22 protein-coding genes and 2 pseudogenes are annotated in these 17337 nt (G+C 64.6%); 13 read left to right on the top strand and 11 right to left on the bottom strand.

The annotated features are described in order from the left end of the window. Window positions 1-24: 24 nt before the first annotated feature. The 4 genes from PMI04_RS02170 to PMI04_RS02155 form a co-directional block, all read right to left on the bottom strand. Complete coding sequence (locus PMI04_RS02170) at window positions 25-288, bottom strand: helix-turn-helix domain-containing protein (protein WP_007711051.1); 264 nt, start codon at window positions 286-288, stop codon at window positions 25-27. A 136-nt stretch (window positions 289-424) separates the two neighbouring features. Further along, on the bottom strand, window positions 425-1003 hold the full coding sequence (locus PMI04_RS02165; protein ID WP_007711055.1) for a DUF2285 domain-containing protein: 579 nt from the start codon (window positions 1001-1003) through the stop codon (window positions 425-427). 7 nt (window positions 1004-1010) lie between these two features. Beyond that, entirely contained in the window at window positions 1011-1211 is a 201-nt protein-coding gene (locus PMI04_RS02160) for a DUF6499 domain-containing protein (RefSeq protein ID WP_037486624.1), read from the bottom strand. A 110-nt stretch (window positions 1212-1321) separates the two neighbouring features. Further along, entirely contained in the window at window positions 1322-1639 is a 318-nt protein-coding gene (locus PMI04_RS02155; RefSeq protein WP_007711058.1) for a DUF736 domain-containing protein, read from the bottom strand. Between PMI04_RS02155 and PMI04_RS02150 the strand changes: the two genes are divergently transcribed. Then, on the top strand, window positions 1617-1970 hold the full coding sequence (locus PMI04_RS02150; RefSeq protein ID WP_157178139.1) for a hypothetical protein: 354 nt from the start codon (window positions 1617-1619) through the stop codon (window positions 1968-1970). The genes PMI04_RS02155 and PMI04_RS02150 overlap by 23 nt on opposite strands. Window positions 1971-2034: 64 nt before the next feature. On the opposite strand, the gene PMI04_RS02145 is transcribed toward PMI04_RS02150, so the two are convergent. Continuing rightward, on the bottom strand, window positions 2035-2430 hold the full coding sequence (locus PMI04_RS02145; protein ID WP_007711060.1) for a hypothetical protein: 396 nt from the start codon (window positions 2428-2430) through the stop codon (window positions 2035-2037). 163 nt (window positions 2431-2593) lie between these two features. After that, window positions 2594-2914 carry a DUF736 domain-containing protein gene (locus PMI04_RS02140; RefSeq protein ID WP_007711062.1) on the bottom strand — a complete coding sequence of 107 codons (321 nt, stop codon included), beginning with the start codon at window positions 2912-2914 and terminating at the stop codon, window positions 2594-2596. A 354-nt stretch (window positions 2915-3268) separates the two neighbouring features. Between PMI04_RS02140 and PMI04_RS02135 the strand changes: the two genes are divergently transcribed. Both PMI04_RS02135 and trxC read left to right on the top strand, forming a co-directional pair. Next, window positions 3269-3451 (top strand): DUF3008 family protein, encoded by a 183-nt coding sequence (locus PMI04_RS02135; protein WP_007711064.1) that lies wholly within the window; start codon window positions 3269-3271, stop codon window positions 3449-3451. A gap of 44 nt (window positions 3452-3495) precedes the next feature. Continuing rightward, window positions 3496-3909, top strand: coding sequence for a thioredoxin TrxC (trxC, locus tag PMI04_RS02130; protein ID WP_052028077.1), 414 nt, complete (start codon window positions 3496-3498; stop codon window positions 3907-3909). Window positions 3910-4078: 169 nt separating this feature from the next. Here trxC and PMI04_RS02125 read toward each other — a convergent pair whose 3' ends face one another. Continuing rightward, window positions 4079-4687, bottom strand: coding sequence for a DUF4142 domain-containing protein (locus tag PMI04_RS02125; protein WP_007711071.1), 609 nt, complete (start codon window positions 4685-4687; stop codon window positions 4079-4081). Window positions 4688-5118: 431 nt separating this feature from the next. On the opposite strand from PMI04_RS02125, the gene PMI04_RS02120 reads away from it, so the two are divergent. The 3 genes from PMI04_RS02120 (at window position 5119) to PMI04_RS02110 (ending at window position 6385) form a co-directional block, all read left to right on the top strand. Further along, window positions 5119-5553, top strand: coding sequence for a DUF488 domain-containing protein (locus tag PMI04_RS02120; protein ID WP_007711073.1), 435 nt, complete (start codon window positions 5119-5121; stop codon window positions 5551-5553). Window positions 5554-5811: 258 nt separating this feature from the next. Further along, window positions 5812-6009 carry a hypothetical protein gene (locus PMI04_RS02115; RefSeq protein ID WP_238535933.1) on the top strand — a complete coding sequence of 66 codons (198 nt, stop codon included), beginning with the start codon at window positions 5812-5814 and terminating at the stop codon, window positions 6007-6009. 58 nt (window positions 6010-6067) lie between these two features. After that, complete coding sequence (locus PMI04_RS02110; RefSeq protein ID WP_162129641.1) at window positions 6068-6385, top strand: HU family DNA-binding protein; 318 nt, start codon at window positions 6068-6070, stop codon at window positions 6383-6385. Window positions 6386-7057: 672 nt separating this feature from the next. Here the strand turns inward: PMI04_RS02110 and PMI04_RS02105 are convergent. The 3 genes and pseudogenes from PMI04_RS02105 to PMI04_RS02095 form a co-directional block, all read right to left on the bottom strand. Further along, window positions 7058-8848 carry a ParB N-terminal domain-containing protein gene (locus PMI04_RS02105; protein WP_007711079.1) on the bottom strand — a complete coding sequence of 597 codons (1791 nt, stop codon included), beginning with the start codon at window positions 8846-8848 and terminating at the stop codon, window positions 7058-7060. Between the two features lie 137 nt (window positions 8849-8985). After that, window positions 8986-9366: a DUF2958 domain-containing protein gene (locus tag PMI04_RS02100; RefSeq protein ID WP_007711081.1), complete on the bottom strand. Its 381-nt coding sequence runs from the start codon at window positions 9364-9366 to the stop codon at window positions 8986-8988. Then, a pseudogene (locus PMI04_RS02095) lies at window positions 9363-9671 on the bottom strand (zincin-like metallopeptidase domain-containing protein); the annotation flags it as partial. The pseudogene PMI04_RS02095 and the gene PMI04_RS02100, both read right to left, overlap by 4 nt. Before the next feature lie 147 nt (window positions 9672-9818). Here PMI04_RS02095 and PMI04_RS02090 point away from each other — a divergent pair. Genes PMI04_RS02090 through PMI04_RS02080 form a run of 3 tightly spaced genes read left to right on the top strand, consistent with a single transcriptional unit; the run spans window position 9819 to window position 12957 of the window. Further along, window positions 9819-11030: a tyrosine-type recombinase/integrase gene (locus PMI04_RS02090; protein ID WP_007711085.1), complete on the top strand. Its 1212-nt coding sequence runs from the start codon at window positions 9819-9821 to the stop codon at window positions 11028-11030. Then, the gene (locus PMI04_RS02085) at window positions 11027-11968 is read left to right on the top strand and encodes a tyrosine-type recombinase/integrase (RefSeq protein WP_007711087.1); all 942 of its coding nucleotides are present in this window, start codon (window positions 11027-11029) and stop codon (window positions 11966-11968) included. Before PMI04_RS02090 ends, PMI04_RS02085 begins: the two co-directional genes overlap by 4 nt. Next, a complete protein-coding gene (locus PMI04_RS02080; protein ID WP_007711089.1) occupies window positions 11965-12957 on the top strand; it encodes a tyrosine-type recombinase/integrase in 993 nt (330 codons plus the stop codon). The genes PMI04_RS02085 and PMI04_RS02080 overlap by 4 nt, the downstream gene beginning before the upstream one ends. An 82-nt stretch (window positions 12958-13039) precedes the next feature. On the opposite strand, the pseudogene PMI04_RS02075 reads toward PMI04_RS02080, so the two are convergent. Then, a pseudogene (locus tag PMI04_RS02075) lies at window positions 13040-13699 on the bottom strand (ArdC-like ssDNA-binding domain-containing protein); the annotation flags it as partial. Between the two features lie 588 nt (window positions 13700-14287). On the opposite strand from PMI04_RS02075, the gene PMI04_RS02070 reads away from it, so the two are divergent. The 4 genes from PMI04_RS02070 (at window position 14288) to PMI04_RS02055 (ending at window position 17246) form a co-directional block, all read left to right on the top strand. Continuing rightward, on the top strand, window positions 14288-15040 hold the full coding sequence (locus PMI04_RS02070) for a LuxR family transcriptional regulator (protein ID WP_007714868.1): 753 nt from the start codon (window positions 14288-14290) through the stop codon (window positions 15038-15040). A 114-nt stretch (window positions 15041-15154) separates the two neighbouring features. After that, window positions 15155-15781 (top strand): acyl-homoserine-lactone synthase, encoded by a 627-nt coding sequence (locus PMI04_RS02065; protein ID WP_007714869.1) that lies wholly within the window; start codon window positions 15155-15157, stop codon window positions 15779-15781. After that, the gene (locus PMI04_RS02060) at window positions 15778-16650 is read left to right on the top strand and encodes a phytanoyl-CoA dioxygenase family protein (protein ID WP_007714871.1); all 873 of its coding nucleotides are present in this window, start codon (window positions 15778-15780) and stop codon (window positions 16648-16650) included. The genes PMI04_RS02065 and PMI04_RS02060 overlap by 4 nt, the downstream gene beginning before the upstream one ends. Beyond that, window positions 16647-17246 carry a GntR family transcriptional regulator gene (locus PMI04_RS02055; protein WP_007714874.1) on the top strand — a complete coding sequence of 200 codons (600 nt, stop codon included), beginning with the start codon at window positions 16647-16649 and terminating at the stop codon, window positions 17244-17246. Before PMI04_RS02060 ends, PMI04_RS02055 begins: the two co-directional genes overlap by 4 nt. The last annotated feature ends 91 nt before the right edge of the window (window positions 17247-17337 follow it).

Genomic DNA, 17337 nt, shown 5'->3' with positions numbered 1-17337 from the left:
AGGGAGCGGTTGCGGGCCATCGGCTCAGCGCCGGACCGGACCGTCGAACCTGCGGGCGGGCAGGCAGATGCCCGAACCAGGGTCGGAGGTCGAGCGCCGCAGGCCGAGCGCGGCCCAGCTGTCGAGCGCGTCGATCGTATAGACGACGCGCCCGCCCAGCTTGTGAAAAGCCGGACCGGTGCCATAGCAGCGATGCTTTTCGAGGGTGCGCGGGCTGAGACCCAGATGCAGGGCAGCGTCGGGTGTCCTGAGATATTGCGGCGAGGACAAGGCGCGATTGGCGCTCATGATCATTCTCCATCGAAGGGTGGGCCAGGGATCGAAGATCAGCGGTCCGTCCGGCGGAGAGTGGCGAACTACGTCAGGCATGGTGGAGCGGCTATTTGGGGCGCTGGACTTTTGTCGCACCGCGCAGCCCCGGCGTTCAGGGACGCAGGAGCCTGCGATAGCCGCCTTCCATCAATGCCCGGGCCTCATCGATGAGGCGCTGTGTGCGGCGACGCTGGGAGGAGGATTTCCATTCGCTGCCCTGACCCACCTGCATGCGCGCATAGACATGGCGGCGCGCGATTTCATGCGTGGTGAGCGGGGCGCCGTCGCGGGTGCCGGCGGCATCCAGGATATCGAGCAGCATGGAGAGGCGCTGGCGCTGAAATGGCGTCGGGCAAAGGCCAGGCGGCGATCGGCCGGCGCGGCTACCCGTCATGCGCTGTTCGAAGCGGCGCACCATGGCCTGACGAAGCACGAGCGCGTCGTCCCGGATGACCATATAGGCGAGCGATCTGTCGGCCGGGCCGGGGCGCAGCCACAGGCGATGCAGGCCGCTGCCGTCTGCCAGGACCATGTGGCGCCCGTTTTCAAGCGTTCGATCGACGAGAATGCCCGGCCAATCCGCGAAATCGGGCAGCGCAAGGCCCGTGCCGGCGAACGGGGCGGTGTCGAGGATGAGGACGGCCGGTACCTCCTCGGGATGCCAGAGCGCGGGCTGCGTGTCGGCGAACATGTCGGGTTCACAGGGGAAAGCTCAGGCTCCACCGCCGGGCCATCACCTCCCGCGCCGGCGGCGCGTGCCCAGCTGGCAGGTTGGCCAGCGCTCGATGTTCGGCGCGGTAACGTGGATTGCGGCGGAGAAATTCCTGCGCGAAGCCGGGCAGATCGAGCAGCTGGCGTGCTGTCGCCTGTGTGCCATCGATGCCTGCTGCCTCTGACATGGCAGAAGACTGGCGTGGCGGCGAACGGCCAGCCATGCCAACAACAGGGGGGCGCTATCCCCGCAAATGGGGACGGTTCGCCCCTTTTTGGGGAGCGAACCGGCCTCCATTCAATCCTTGCCGCGGCGGGTCGGGCGGTTCCAGACCAGGTCATGATCGCCATTCTCGCCCTCGAAGAGCTGCGCGAAGATCGGAGCGGTGAAGCTGGGATCATCGAGCTTGATGGAGAGATAGGGGCGATCCTCGTTGCGGGTCTTGACCCAGCCGGCCCCGACCTCGGCCTCGCCGGCATAGACGCGGTGGGTGGGCGCATGCTCGCTGGTCGCCGTCTGCTCGACGATACGGACCGACTCGGCCTGCAGCGCGAGGGTGATGATCTGGCCCCGATATTCGCCCGCGACCTTCTTGAAGCTGCCGATCTTCGACATGATGCATTCCTTCCTGTTGCTCGTGCCGCGCCATTGCGGCCTCGATGCGCATGAAAATCAGCAACAGGCAGGCGCTGCAGCCGCAGGCCCGCAGCGCAAGCGAAGGAGGGTCTCGCAGCCGTTTCTTGGCGCGCGAGGAGCGGCGCGCAGCGCCGCGGGGAAGAAACTGCGAGCGGCACCTTTGCGGCAAGCCGGCCAGCTGCAGGCGATGTTGCTGCAGATGCGCAAGGGAAGAGGCCGATGGTGCGGCAGGACCAGGGCACGGACATGCGCGACGATCGGCAACAACCGAGAGGCGTGGATCGGGGACAAGGCCCGAAGCTATGGATGATGCGCGCCGTCGCTCGATCAGGCGAACATCAGTCCTGATGTCGCTTCGCCGCCGGTGCCGGCCCTCAACCCAAGCGCCGGGCCGCAGATATCCCGATGAGAGTCCCGGCAAACAGGCTCGCGATGACTGCGGCGGCGCCCTGGGGCATCAACAACAGGCAGACGGCCCTTGTCCCGTTATAGCCCGCAATCCGGGCCGGAAGGACGAAGAGGAAGATGACGGTCCGCCGGACGGCGGGCGCGTTGCAGCGCGCGCATAGCCAGGGCGCGGTGCCTGCGAGCGCCATGCCGACCAATAGTGCAAGCAGGATCGAGAAGAGGAGGCCATGGCCAAAATCGTTCAGCCAGAAGGCGGTCGCAATCGCGGTGCCGACCGGCAGGGCGTTGATCGAGAGGGTCAGAAGCAGGCGACAGGCCTGAAGGCAGGCGAGGAATGCGAGGACAAGCAGCAAAATGGTCATCAGCGTCCTTCCTTGACGGAATGAGGGACGCGCTTTCCACCACCACCACAGCGCAAATCTGCCGGACAAATATAGGCCATCGGGCGGGTCCGGTGAATCACAATCCGGCACCGATCGCCGGGCAGTGATCCCGGTCCGCTTTGGGCGGACCGGGATCGGTCGGTCAGGCCGGTGCATTCCAGATGATGACCTTGCGCATCGGATCGTCGCCCGGCGCATTGGCGATATTGCCATAGATGGTCCCGAATTCCGGAGCCGAGAGCACGACCGAGACATATTCGGCGCCGGTCGACTGAGCGAACTTCTTCCAGCCAGCACCGAGCTCGAAGCCGTTCTTGCGGCTGATGATGCGGTAATCGGGCTCCGACTCCTTCGATTTGCGGAGATTGGGTATCACGAGGATGGGGGCGCTGATGGTCAGGGTGGCGAGCGTGCCTTCGAGGTTGTCGCCCTTGACGATGAGGTTCGCGACGATGGTAGCCATGATGAAAACTCCTTGTCTGTCCGGGATCATTCCCGACGTCCCAGCCCAGGGAGTGGCTGATTGCCGACGTCACGGATGGCCATGGCATCCGGGAACCCCCTTGCGGGGTTGACGGCATGAGGCAGTCACGCCGCTCCAAGGCGAGGATGAGGAAGAATGAGGCCGGGCAGGCAGATGGCTTCAGGCCTGGCTTCGTCATGCGCCGGGTCAGGATCGACGCCCCTCCGGCACAATCCTCATAGCCCATCGGGACGCATGCGGGCCTTGTTCGCCGATCGGGACAGAAGGATCGTTTGTCGGCACCAATGGCGGCAAGATGCGTTTGCGGGCTATCTGATGTTGGGAGACGAGGATATGCCTGCAACCTCCAAGGCGCAGCAAAAGGCTGCCGGTGCCGCTCTTGCCGCCAAGCGCGGCGATCAACCCAAATCGAAGTTGCGCGGCGCTTCGAAGCAGATGGAAGAGTCGATGAGCGAGAAGCAGCTCGAGGAATTTGCGACCACCAAACGCAAGAAATTGCCTGCCAGGAAAGGCTGACATTGGCCGGTAACGACAGCCAGGCGCTGATCATAGCCTGTCCGATGTGCGCGGTGCTCAATCGCGTGCCATCGTCGAAATTGGGTGCGGGAGGGAAATGCGGCAAGTGTGGCAGCGATCTGTTTGCAGCCGCACCGGTAGAACTCGACGCCAGGAATTTCGATGCGCACGCCTTGCGGTCCGACATTCCGTTGCTGGTGGATTTCTGGGCGGACTGGTGCGGACCCTGCAGACAGATGGCGCCGGCCTTTGATGCGGCCGCCCCGCAACTCGAGCCCTGGTTGCGGCTCGGCAAGCTCGATACGCAGGTCGATCAGGCGATCGCGGCGCGCTATGCTATCCGGACGATCCCGACGATGCTGATCTTGAAGAAGGGCAAGGAGATTGCCCGACAATCCGGTGCGATGCCGGTACAGGCAATTGTCCAATGGGCACGTCAGGCGCTGCGATCAGGCTGACAAGCGCAATCAGTCGGAAAGCAGGAGCCAGGGCGGCTCCAGCCATGAAAAGGCCCCCGCCAGACATGCTGGCGGGGGCCCCTGGAAGCCTACGCAATGAAGGCGATGTCGCTATGTCATCGCCTCATTGGTAGACAGGATAAACGCGGCGCGCGAAGGCGGCGTTCCGTCAATCCTTGTCGAGCGCTTTGGCGCTTGAAAGATGCTTCTCGACGACCGGCGCTATCTCGCCCGCTGCCTGCTTGAGGGAGGCGACGGTCCCGTCCGCTGCATATTTGCGCATCAGGTCGAGGGCATCTTCATGGGCATCGACCTGGCCATCGATATATTCCTTGTCGAACGCAGCGCCCTTGAGCGTCTTCAGCTCCGCCAGATCCTCCGCCTGGTCCTTGGTCAGTGTCGCATCGGGCGTAATCGCGGGACTGGCTGCCTTGGCCGCGGCCTTGATCTTCGCGGTCGATTCCGTGTGGGCGGCGACCATCATCCGGGCAAATTCCTTCACCTGGGGAGACTGGGCATTTGTCGTCGCCAGCTTGGCGGCTTCTATCTCGAAGGCGTCGCTTTTGGCGGCCGCGTCCGCGAATTCCTGGCCGGTTGGCGTTGTCGTGAGAGCCTGCTGCGCATTGTCGATTGCGTTGCCGGTGGAATTGAGAGCGCCCGAAACGGCAGCACCGGTATCGTTCAAGGCGTTATCGGCCTTTTGTTCGGCTTTCGGGCTGCAAGCGCCGAGCGCAAGGGCCGCTATCGGTGCGACACTCATCCACAGATGATTTCTCATGACATCCTCCTCTTTGGGTGTTGCCCGAACGCCCGACGACCGACCGCCGTTCCTCTGAGCGCGGCAATGAAAAAGCCCTGCATTGAAAATGCCGGAAAATGGATCCGGTCATCGCTCCAGCGAAGAGGACAGAAGCGGAAGTGGAAAGGCGACCATGCCACTCATCATGGCGCCATGAGATAAAAGCCCGCCCGGCATGCGCCGGGCGGGCAGTATCAGGCTGAAAGCCTCGGGTCGCTGATCCGCAGATACAGGCTTGCATATGAGTCGCCTTGTATGGATCGGACAAGGTCGGGAAATTTCCCTTAGGGAATGCTGATTTTTCATGCTCACCTGCGGTGAGGCCGCTTTGGATCGGCGACCCATCAGGAACTCGCCGGTCCGGGATCGATTGATGCGCTGATAGAGGCAATGGCGAAGGCGTCCCGCTCATGAAGATTTTCACCATCGGCTATGAGGGGGTAACCCAGGCACAGCTGATGGAGGCGCTCAGCGCAGCGGGCGTTGAAGTCCTGGCCGATGTGCGGGCGGTTCCACTCTCGCGCCGGCCGGGATTTTCGAAGAATATCCTTGCAGCCGGACTGCGCGAGGCGGGGATCGACTATGTCGGCTTCAAGGCGCTTGGCACCCCGCCGACAGGTCGCGAAGCGGCGCGCAAAGGGCAGCATGCACGCCTGACGGAAATCTATGCGGGTCAGCTCGACCTGCCCGAGGCGATTGTTCAGGCAGCGCAACTGGTCGAATTGGCTGCGGCGCGCCCCACCGCGCTGCTCTGCTTCGAGCGCGATCCTGCGGGCTGCCATCGATCCCTGCTGCTCGATGCCGTCCTGCCAGACGCCGATCGGGTAGATCTCTATCCAGGCTGATGGCGGCATTTGGCAACGAATCGGTGCGGGAGCGGGATTTTCGTCGGTGGGAGAGTTCAGATCTGTCGGCAGCAAGGGTGGATGGCGGGCGGGACGCGACTTCTCCCTTCACCATGATCTTGTCCGATGTCGGGAACCTAAGCGGCCGGGCGGCCTTATAGCGGCATGCGCACCCCATCATCCCTGTCCCTGACATTCGATTGCTGGAGCCTCGGGCTTGAGGCTTGCTCCGTCATTGGCATGCGGCTCCCTCGGCTCATGGCCGGCAATGCGACGGCCATGGCTGAAGCGCAACTGATGGTCAGGGAGAAGGTGGAGGCAGCAGCGCTGCTGCAATGGAAGTTCATGACCGGAAGCCTTGGCAGCTCGCCGCCTGCCATGATGACCGCGTCAGTCACCCATTATCGCAAGGCGGTTCGCAGGAATCGGCGGCGATTGGCGCGGCCTGGCAAATAAGGAGAGAGGCGCAGGATTGTTTCGCAATCAGCATATTCCTCCCTCGACCGCCGCCGGCATGTTTGGCAAACAGCGTGCTTCCAAAGCAGATGAGGGTGCCATGACCGGAAATGAACTGATCGAAGCCGTCGCTACCCAGCAAGGGGCTACCAAGTCGGATGTGAAGAAGATCATCGACGCGGCACTGGCCGCCATCGCCGACGCGGCAGCCAGGGGCGAAGAGGTCTCGATCGCGGGCTTCGGCAAGTTCAAGGTGAAGCAGAGCGCCGCTCGAGAGGGCAAGAATCCCCGGACGGGCGAGCCGATGACGATTCCGGCGTCGCGCAAGGTCGGGTTCCAGCCAGCCAAGGCGCTCAAGGACAAGGTCAACAGCTGATCGCGGCGCGCCGGCCTATCCGCAGAGGCTTGTGGCAATGGGCTGGCATTGACTGCGAGGCTGCGCCTTGCGCGCGCCGCGACTAGGGTGAACCTCGCGAGGAGCCGGTCGAGGTTCTGCCCCGGCTGGAAAAGATCAAGTCTTGCCCCGCCTGCCCTCAGGCGGGTCGCTTTCACGCTGAAAAGGCAGGCGGGGCATCCAGCAGATTGGCGCAGTCCTTGCCGCCCCGTTGGATGAGTTTGGCTGTTACCAGCGAAATGTGAACCACTCGGCAATGGCTTGGACGCCATCGAGGCGACCTCAGCCGGCCACCCACTGCAGGCAGGCCGAGGTCAACCGAGAGGGTCGAAAAACCCTGCACCGGACGATGCAGGGCCAGTCGGGTCGCGCAAGCCATGGAGACTTGCCGAGGGAATAACCGATTGATCGATCATTGTTTCCACGAAATAATAACGCAATCGAAATTTTTTGCGTGTTGCGTTGTGACCATTGCTTGCCCGCGTCGGGGAATGGGATGCGATGCAAGAACGCCATCGCGCCAGAACAGGGGCGGGTGAGGCCCCAGAGATCGGCTCTTCCTTTCCATGAATGGCCGCCGCGTGCGGCGGCCGCGATTTTTTCGGGCGGCCATCAATCCATGGGCGGCGATCGGGCCGCCCATGACCTATCTGGTCAGGCGGCAAGCCGTCCCGGTTCTGCCGCTGCCGCCGTCGCATTTTCCAGCATCTGCTTTGCCGCTTCCACCCTGCGCCACGCCTCGAGCGAACCGACACCGCCCCTCTCGCCATAGGCCGATGGCGGGAAGGCCATCCAGCGCGGCACCCAGCGATCCATTTTCTCCCGGCCTTTGGTGCCATTGAGGCCATCGCGGATGATCTCCTTAAGGATTTTCCCCTTGGCACCGGCATTGGCGGCGGCAGTCTGCGGATCGACCACTTCGGCGACCAGAGCGGTCAGGATGTCCCGGTCGCGCAGCTGCTCGAAGAAGGCATCATCGGCCTCCCAATAATCGGCCATGTCGACCCCGATATGGTTGCCGACCGCCTCGAGCGCGGCGCTGCCGCTGGCGAGCGTCTCACCCATGACGATGGCGATGATATCGAGCATGGCCTCGTCGGGCAGCGCGAGCAGCCGCAGGAACAGACCCGCCACGCCTTGGTCGCGGGCATTGCCGCCGGTCACATGCGGTTCCTCGGACGAGAAGCCCAGAAGGTCGAGCACCCGGCGCCGGGCATGATCGAAATCCGCTTCGCCGACCGCATTCTCGACGCTCTCGGCCACAAGATCGTCGCGCGCCGTGCGGGGGTCGGGGGTGACGCGCCATAGCGCCGAACCGCAAATGGCGTGGGCCACCATCAGGCGCAGGGCGATCTGCGGGCGAGAAGTGAGCGCCGCGCGCACCGCGGCATGGCGATGAAGATCGACATAGGTCTGCATCCTGGCGGTGATCTCGGGCCGGACGGACTTGGTCTCGACGGCGTCGGCTCGATCGATGCGCGCCGCTTCCTTGCGGCTCATATAGCCTTCGTGGAAACAGACCTCGCCGCTTGCGCGCAGCTCGATATAGACGCGCCCGCCCTTGCGCTTGGCGACTTTCTCATGCTCCCAGGCATGAAAATATTGGGAGGCGGGCACGATCACCACCTCCTGCCAGCCAGCGTCCAGATAGGCCGCCTTGCGGGCCTCGACCTCGGCCTGCTGGGCTGTCCAGAACAGATCGGGCGACGCGAAATAGCTGTCCTCGCCGAACAGGTCGGAGACGATGGCGCCGTCAAAGCCGGCAAGGTCGAACAGCGCATGACGGGTGGCGATGGACTGGCCGCCAAGGAGCCATGCCTTCAACTGATGGCCGGTCGGCGCGCGAGCGTCGGGATCATCGTGGAGGTTGAGCCACTCGCGCTGCTGGCTCTTGCTCGCAAAGGTGAGGTGCCGCACCGTCACCCGGTCGATCTCCTGCGCCCCATAGAGATTGCGGATGCGCGGCAACAGATTGCCGAGTGCCAGCACGCGCCGCACGGTGAGTTCGGGTAGGCCGAAGGTTTCCGCAATATCGGCAACGCCCCGGCCTTCCTTCACCAGTCGCACGAAATTGACCCACTGGTTCACCTCGTCGGGATCGAGCCGGGCGAGATTTTCGATGAGCGAGGCCTCGACCGCTGCGGCATCATCGGCCGCGTCGAGGATAGCGCAGGGCAGTAGCATGGCGTCCCCTGTCTCTTCCCCGACACTTTCCGCGCCGCTCGATGCCTCGGCCGATATGATCAGGGCGGCATGATAGCGCCGCGCCCCGGCAAGGATTTCATAATGGCCGGGCTGGGCCGCCGGGCGGACGACCAGCGACTGGATGATCCCGCGCGCGCGGATGGTCGGGAGGATATCGGACACGTCGGGCGCCTTTTTCGCATAGCGCATATTGGCCTTGCTCACGGCAAGCTTGTCGAGGGGGATGAATTGGAGTTTCATGGCATTGCTCCTTTGCTGGAGTGCCGGGCCGTCGATCTTTGACGAGAGGCAGGCGGCTCGGCTTTCAAATGCGGCGAAACGCGCCGCGCGCTATCCCGCCCGGCCACCAGCAGGGCGGGAAAGACGGTGCGCCCACCCTAGGGGGCCTCGCGCAAAAGCTGTTCGGCATGGATGAGGGAGCCGCATTGCCGCGCGGCCTGTGCCCAGCGGGAGAGCGGGTGCCGGGTCACGAAACACAGGTCGCGTTCGATCCGCAGCCCGAAGGGCAGGTGGATCGCAGCGATCTCGCGAAGCGAGAAGCATCCGACCTCGGGACAGCCGAAACCCAGATCAGCAAGACCGAACAGGCTATCGCCATCGGGGTAGAGCTCGCTCGCGATCCATGTCGCGGCGCCCATCGGATTGAAGAATTTGACGAGGGGACGGTGATCGATGACGACCGCATCCTGCTCGGCCGCGCAGGCGGCGATGGCGTTGGCGCGCAGGGCCTCGCGCAGCGTGTCGGGGAGGAGGCTCATGCTGCGATCCTCCCCTGCGCCGTGGCATCGATCGCGTCGGCGCCTGCTTCCTCGTGCCGGGCAAGCAACCAGTCGGCCGCCTTGCTTGCGGCGCTGGCGGCGCGGAAGATGGCCCGATTATCCTCGCGCAGCACCTCGAGCCATGACCCGATATAGTCGGCATGACGCACGGTCGGCACGATGCCCAGCGCCGCGCAAAGGAAGGCGGACCCCATTTCGGCGATCAGTTCCTCCCGCGCATAATCGCGGCTGCCGAACTGGGTCACCAGATTGCGCGCCAGCCGGGAGGAATGGCCGGTCGCATGGGTCTTATGCCGATATCGGCATAAGGGCCATAATGCCGTGATCCGGATTATGCCGCATCTGATCGGCAGCGCGCGGTTGGCAGTATGATCGCGCCAATCCCATTCGGCATAATCTTCGTCGCTCCAACGACATGGAGCACGACGATCATGCCTCAATATTTGCAGACCAGCATCGAGCCTTATCTGGACTCGTTCGCCGAGAGTTTTGCGGCGGAGAACTACACACCCGCCACGATCAATGCCTATCGATGGATCCTGCGGAAAGTGGGCCACGTGATGGATGCTGAGGGGATCGACCCTCCGGCGTTGACCCTCGACATGGCCGAGCAGGTGGGCCGCAAAGTGCCGCGCAAGCATGCGGGCACGGCATGGCCGTATAAGTTGGCCCGTCGCTTCGCGCAGCATCTGCTCGATATCGGCGTGACGCAGCCGGTGCCATTGACCGAGGTGCAGCAGGCGCGCGCGACACTGCTGGCGGACTTCGAGACCTATCTCGTCAAACAGCGCGGCCTCAGTCCGCGGAGCATCCCCCATACGATAGGCTTCGCGCGCCGCTTCCTCGACGATCGCTTCGGCGAGACGATAATCGATCCGGGCAGCCTGCGTCCCGCCGACGTGATCGGCTTCATGGAACATGTGCTGACCACCGCCCGTCGCGACAAGACGGTCGCCACCCATGTCCGTATCTTCCTTCAATATCTGTTCGGCTGCGGGGCCACGGCGACCAATCTGGCGCTGAGCGTGCCGAAGACGGCGAAGGTCTGGGGAGCGCGATTGCCGCGCCACCTGTCGCCGGAAGGCGTCGAGGCAGTGCTGGCTTGCGTGCGCGACAATCCCCGTCACGGCGCGCGGGACTATGCGATGCTGTTGCTCATGGCCCGGCTTGGCCTGCGCGCGGCCGAGGTCATTGCGATCCAGCTCGACGACATCGACTGGCGCTCGGGCGAGCTTACGGTGCGCGGCAAGGGCAAGCTGCACGACCGCCTGCCGATCACGGTGGAGGTCGGCGACGCGCTGAGCCGCTATCTTCGCGAGGAGCGAGGACCGGCGGCTTGCCGCACGATGTTCGTCGCCCATCGCGCGCCGCATCGCCCGTTCAAGGATGGGCAGATCGTCAACGCCATCCTCAAGGATGCCCTCAAGGCGACCGGCAAGAAGCCGGCGACGCCCTATGTGGGATCGCACCTTCTGCGTCATAGCCTTGCCACCCAGCTCGTGAATACGGGCGCGTCGCTCGACGAAGTGGGCGACGTGCTGCGGCACCGCTCCCGATCATCGACAATGATATATGCCCGGCTCGACATCGACGGACTGCGGTCGGTCGCGCAGCCCTGGCCGGTGGCGGGAGGCGCGCAATGAGCCTCGCCTCCCAGCTCGACCGCTATCTGAGCGTTCGCCGCAGCCTCGGTTACGACCTTGGCACCAGCGAGCGCATCTTGCGTCGCTTCACCCGGTTCGCCGACCGCGAAGGTGCCGTTCATATCGATACGGCGCTGTTCCTGCGCTGGCACGCCACACTGGCCGAAGCCTGCCCATCGACGCGAGCGGCGAGGCTCAGCGTCGTGCGGCTGTTCGCGCAGTGGCTGAGCAGCTTCGATCCGGGGCACGAACCGCCGCCGCGCGGCCTCTTGCCGGGAGGCTTCCAGCGGTCGCGCCCGCATATCTACACTGATGCCGAGATCGGGTCGATCATCGCAGCGGCCGAAACGCTGCCATCGATCTACGGCCTGCGCGGGCTGACCTGCTCGACGTTGTTCGGGCTGATAGCGGTCACGGGCCTGAGGATCAACGAGGCGCTCGGGCTCGATCGTGATGACCTCGATACCGATCATGGCGTGCTGCGCGTCCGGCAGGGCAAGCTCGGCAAAGAGCGGTTGTTGCCGCTCGATCCGAGCGTCGTCGCGACGTTGATCGACTATCTTGCCGAACGCGACCGGCTGCTCGGCCATCTGGCCAAGCCGCTGTTCGTCACAGACAAGGGGACGAGGCTCACCGACTGCGCGGCCCGCTACAACTTCGCGCGGGCTTGCCAGCAGATCGGGCTTCGGGCTCATCAGCCATACTGCAAGCATGGTCGCGGGCCGCGCATCCACGACCTTCGCCACACCTTCGCGGTGAAGACGATGATCGGTTGGTATCGCACGGGCAAAGACCCGGCTCGCGAGATGATCCGGCTGACGACCTATCTGGGCCATAGCGATCCCTCCAACACATACTGGTATCTGGAAGCGGTCCCGGAACTGCTCGATCTGGCGATGGCGCGAGCAACAGCCGATGGCCGGGAGGCAGTCCAATGAGCGCGGTTGCCTTGCCCGCGCTGATCCAGCGCTTCTTCACCGACCGGCTGTGCGTCCAGATGGAGGCGAGCCGTCATACGGTCGCAGGCTATCGCGACACGTTCCGGCTGTTGCTCCGATATGCGAGCGCTCGCCACGGCAAGCCGCCGGTCAGGCTCACGGTCGAGGATATCGACGCCGATCTGGTCGCCGACTTCCTCGTCCATACCGAGACGACGCGTGGCAACAGCGCGCGCAGCCGCAACACCCGGCTCGCCGCGATCCGCTCGTTCTTCCGCTACGTGGCGATGAGCGATCCGACCTGGCTGCTGCACTGCCAGCGCATCCTCGCCATGCCGAACAAGCGCTATGTGAAGCGCACGGTGACGTTCCTCGACGCCGACGAAATGGCGGCATTGCTGGCAGCGCCGGACCGCACGACATGGGCGGGGCGGCGCGATCATGCGCTGCTGCTGCTCGCGGTTCAGACCGGCCTCCGGGCATCCGAACTGGTCGGCCTCACGCGCGGCGATGTCGTGCTCGGAAACGGCGCGCACATCCGCTGCATGGGCAAGGGGCGGAAGGAGCGCGCCACCCCTCTTCGCCGCGAGACGGGCAAGATGCTGGCGGCGTGGATCGGCAACGACAAGGATGAGAGCAGACCGCTGTTCCCGTCGATCCGGGGCGAACGGCTGAGCCGCGATGCGCTCGAACATCTGGTGCGTAAGCACTGCCTCACGGCATCGCGCGCGTGTCCGAGCATCGGCACGAAGCGGGTCACGCCGCATACGCTGCGCCACAGCACGGCGATGGACCTGCTTCACCACGGCGTCGATCCAGCGGTGATCGCGCTCTGGCTTGGTCACGAGAACGTCGAGACCACCCAGATCTACATCCACGCCGACATGCGGATGAAGGAGAAAGCGCTCGCTCGCGTCGCGGCTCCGCCCACTCCGTCAGGCCGGTTCCGGCCCGACGATCAACTCCTCGCGTTCTTGGAAGGGCTCTGATTATGCCGAATAGCCGCATGGCCGATGCCCGGAAAACCGGCTTCCAGCGGAAGCCATGCGGCATAATCCGGATCACGGCATTATGGGTCAGTTCGTGCAGGCAGGTCCGATAATAGTTGATCTGCTCGAAAAAGGCCTGTTGCGGCGGCACCGCGACAAAGTCAGCCGCAGGCGCATAATAGGCCTTGTCGCCCCCGATCCGGAATTCGACGCCACTGGCTGCAATCACCGCCTCGGCAAAGGGGATGGCCTCGCGCTCGGGCACGGGCACAACATCAGGCAGCAGCCCCGGTCGTAGTCCCTCGCACTGCGCGACATTGAAGACGGTAAAGCGCTTGAGGAAGGGAATGGCCTTGGCCTCCTCGCCGGCCCGCGCCTTGTCCCGCTCGGCCTGTGGGATGAAACGATCGGCATAAACGACGGTGGTGCCCTTCTCGCCCTTCTTCACCTGACCGCCTGCGCTCAACGCCTGCCTGAAGGTCAGCCAGCCCTGCGAGGGATATTCCCGCTCGATCACGGTGGACCAGAGAATGAGGATATTGACGCCCGAATAGGCGCGGCCGGTAAGGGCATTGCATGGCAGGCCGGGGGCAAGGTCCGCCCCGTTCCCCCAAGGCTGGACCCATGGCAGACGCCCCTCTTCCAGTTCCCCGATGATCCGGCTGGTCACCTCATCATAGAGGCTGGCCCGATCCGACATGTTCCTTGCGCCGCGCGCATCAGCGCTGGTCTTGCCACGCATGATTAACCTCCTGCTCTTGAACCTCACAACAGCCGCTTCCGCGCAAAAGCGGGGGTGGGCGGCAGCGTGCGAGCGGAGAGGCGCGCTCGAGCGGGCGGCGGCACCGTCAGGGCGAAATGGCAATGGAGCAGCTGCGCAGCAGCTTGCCGCCGGCCGCGACGCGCCTAGCAGGGAGCGCCGGCCACTCCCGATTTTGAGAGGAAGCGGCCAGACCGACGCCGCCGCGCTCGCGCGGCGACCGCAGCCCCCCTCATCCTGCGGAAGGGATCGTCACCGGCAGGCCCAGACCAAAGGGGGCTGGGTCCCGATCAGGATCGGGATAGAGCGCGGCCGGGCATGGCCGGGCCGGCAGACCTCCCCTCAATCGGCGACTGTCACAAATCTGTCTTGAAACCCCCGGTCATTCGGGCAGAGTTGCGCCGCAGACCGGAAGAGTCCTTCAGCGAGCAGGGAGAAGGTTGCAGCCAGAGGCAGACAGAAACGCTTGCGGCGCGGCGTGAGGGACATCGCCAACGGCCCGAGCCAGGGAAAGGGCGCCTTCATGGCGGAACGGGTTGGGCCCGCCGCCATGGACGCAGATCCGAAGTCATGTACCATGAACAGATAGAGACGCTCAGTCAGACCATCATTCGTGCCCTGTCGGCAGACGCCCTCCACGAGGCAATGGACAGGATCGCCCTCGCGCTGGGGTTCGATCGCTTCGCCCTCAGCGTCGAGGTCGGCCTTGGCGGTCCTAGCGGGACATCGATGCTTCTCCACAGCTATCCGCCCAGCTGGGCGGACGTTTATATCGGTTTCAACCTCGCTCATACCGACCCGGTCCGAAGGGCTGGCGAGAGCAGCCTGTCGGGCTTTCGGTGGCGCGATATCGAAGCGCTCATACCCATGACGCCGATCGAGCGGGTCACGTTCGAGACCGGGCGCAGACATGGCATGGTCGATGGCTTTACGGTCCCGCGTCACCTGCCTGGCACAGTCACCGGCAGCTGCACATTCGTCACGGGTGCCGATCGCCCGCTCCCCGAGCGGATGCTCGCCATCGCCGACATATTGGGCGCCATCGCGATCGCCCAGGCGAGCCGGCTGTCCGGATGGTGCCGCACGGCAAAGAAGCCCCGACTCACCGACCGGCAGCGCGACTGCGTGCTCTGGGCAGCGCGCGGCAAGACCAATTGGGAGATCGCCAGGATCCTGGGCATCAGCAAGGAAACGGTGATCCAGCATCTGAAGGAAGCGCGCGACCGCTACGACACGAGCAACCGCGCCTCGCTCATCCTCTATGCGCTCTTCGACGGGCTCATCAGCTTCTCCGACGTCTTCCGCTGGCGCGAGCGGCTGTGATCCTGCGCACCGCCGCACCATGCGCGCGGCGGTGCCATCCCCCTTTCTGGGTATAGGCGGGACCAGGCGGTGATGATGTCATGCGCGCATCTTCAACCGCGACAGGAGCAGCGCATGGCAGCCCCGATCATCCAGAGCCCGAACATCGACGAGGACGCGGTGCTTCGCGCCATGTTCGAAGCGCGCAAGCGAGTCTTCATCGACCTCCTCAAATGGGATCTGCCGGTCCTTGCCGACCGCTATGAGGTCGATCATTTCGACACGCCCGATGCGCATTATCTCGTGCTGACCGATATGGACGGTCGTCACCGCGCCTCCGCGCGACTGCTGCGCACCGACCGGCCCCATATTCTTGCCGATCTCTATCCGCATCTGTGTGCGGGACCGGTGCCCATGGGCAAGCATGTCAGGGAGATTACCCGCTTCTGCCTCGATCGCGACCTTGATGCCCCCGAACGGCGCAGCGCCCGCAACCAGCTTGTGACAGCCCTTGTCGATCATGCGCTGGCAAACGACATCCACGCCTATACCGGTGTTGCCGAGCGTCCCTGGTTCGACCAGATCCGCACCTTCGGCTGGCAGTGCGAGGCCCTGGGCCAGCCGTACCAGCACGGCCGCAACGAGCTCGTCGCTCTCCACATCCACGTCGATGCACAGACACTGATCGGGCTTGAGCGGGCCGGCATCCATGCGCCGCTTCGCTATCGCCTGAGTGCGCCGCATCAGGGGCGGCGCGCATGATCGCCGCCCAGACCAGCACCGATGACGCGACGGAAAAGCTGCTGCGCCAGGGCTATTGCATCATCGAGAACGTGTTGCCGCCAGGGATCATCCACGCCCTTACCGCAGATCTTGAACCGAGCTTTGCCGCCACGCCGCTCTGCCAGGGGCGCTTCTATGGCGAGAAGACCAGGCGCTTTGGCGCGCTGCTCAAGCGCTCGCGCCATGCGCAAGCCCTCGTCCTCACCCCCCTCATAATGGACCTGGTCGAAACGGTGCTGAGGCCGGCCTGCGACCGGATCCAGCTCAATGTCATGCAGGCGATCGAGATATTGCCGGGCGAGGCGCAACAGCTGCCGCATCGTGACCATGACATGTGGCAGGGCGCCAAGGGCGCCCATGAATATCTGGTCAATGTGATATGGCCGCTCGATCCCTTCACGCGCGAGAATGGCGCGACACTGATCTACCCGGGCAGCCATGGCGAGACCGGCATGGCCAGGGCGGATCCGGGCGCACCCATTGTGGCGCAATGCCCGCCGGGCGGTGCTATCGTCTTCCTGGGCTCCACGGCCCATGGCGCAGGCGCCAATAGAAGCCATGACAGCAGGCGCGCGGTCGTGGTCGGCTACTGCCTGGGCTGGCTCAAACCCTATGAGAATCAGTGGCTCGCCTATCCACCCGATATTGCCAGGAATTTCAGTCCCGAACTCGCCGCCTTGGCCGGCTATGCCCAGCATCGCCCCAATCTGGGCAATTATGAGGGCCAGTGTCCTTCGATCCTGCTCCGCGACGGCATCCCGGACCATGTCGGCGCGATCGATGCGCTGCGGCCCGACCAGGAGGCGATGCTCGCCCAGTATCTCGAGCGCGCCGGAGAAGGGCGATGAGCCCGGCCCATGTGCTCGAGCCCACCTATGACGCGCTCCGCCGGCGGCTGATTGCCGGGACCTGGCCATCGGGCTTCCGCCTCGAGGCCACCAAGCTGGCGCTGGACCTCGGGGTCAGCATCACGCCGGTGCGCGACAGCCTCAATCGGCTCAGTGGTGAGCGCCTTGTCCAGGCCACGGCAGGGATAGGCTTCCATGTGCCCCGGCTCGATGCAGCGGACATCAACCAGCTGCTCGACTGGCACGAGATGCTGCTTAGCGTCGGGCTGCGACGGATCGAGACAGGGGAGGCGCAACTCGACATTCCCCATGGCCATAATGGCATCGCCGATCATAGCGCGATCCTGTTCGGTTCGATCGGCATGGCGGCCGGGAATGGCGAACTCGACCGGGCGATCGCCAATGCCGCGGCGCGTCTGGGTCCCTATCGTCGCATGGAAGCGGACTTGCTGGCCGGCGCCGCCGCCGAAATCGACGAGATCGACCAGACCGCGCGCGCCGGGAGCTGGGAATCGCTTACCCATCTGTTGCAGCAATATCATGCACGACGCCGCGCCATTGCCCCGCACCTGGCCCATGCGGTCCGCGAAAACTAAAAGCGCAAACAAGCATCCGGCGTGCGCAGACGGCGCGCAGCGCAAGGGCAGGGCTGTGCGGCGATAGATCGCACTGCCATCGACGGTCATA

The sequence above is a fragment of the Sphingobium sp. AP49 genome, assembly GCF_000281715.2.
In the GTDB taxonomy this organism is placed as follows: domain Bacteria; phylum Pseudomonadota; class Alphaproteobacteria; order Sphingomonadales; family Sphingomonadaceae; genus Sphingobium.
The sequence above is the reverse complement of the archived record's forward strand: the minus strand, read 5'-3'. Positions and strand labels throughout refer to the sequence as shown.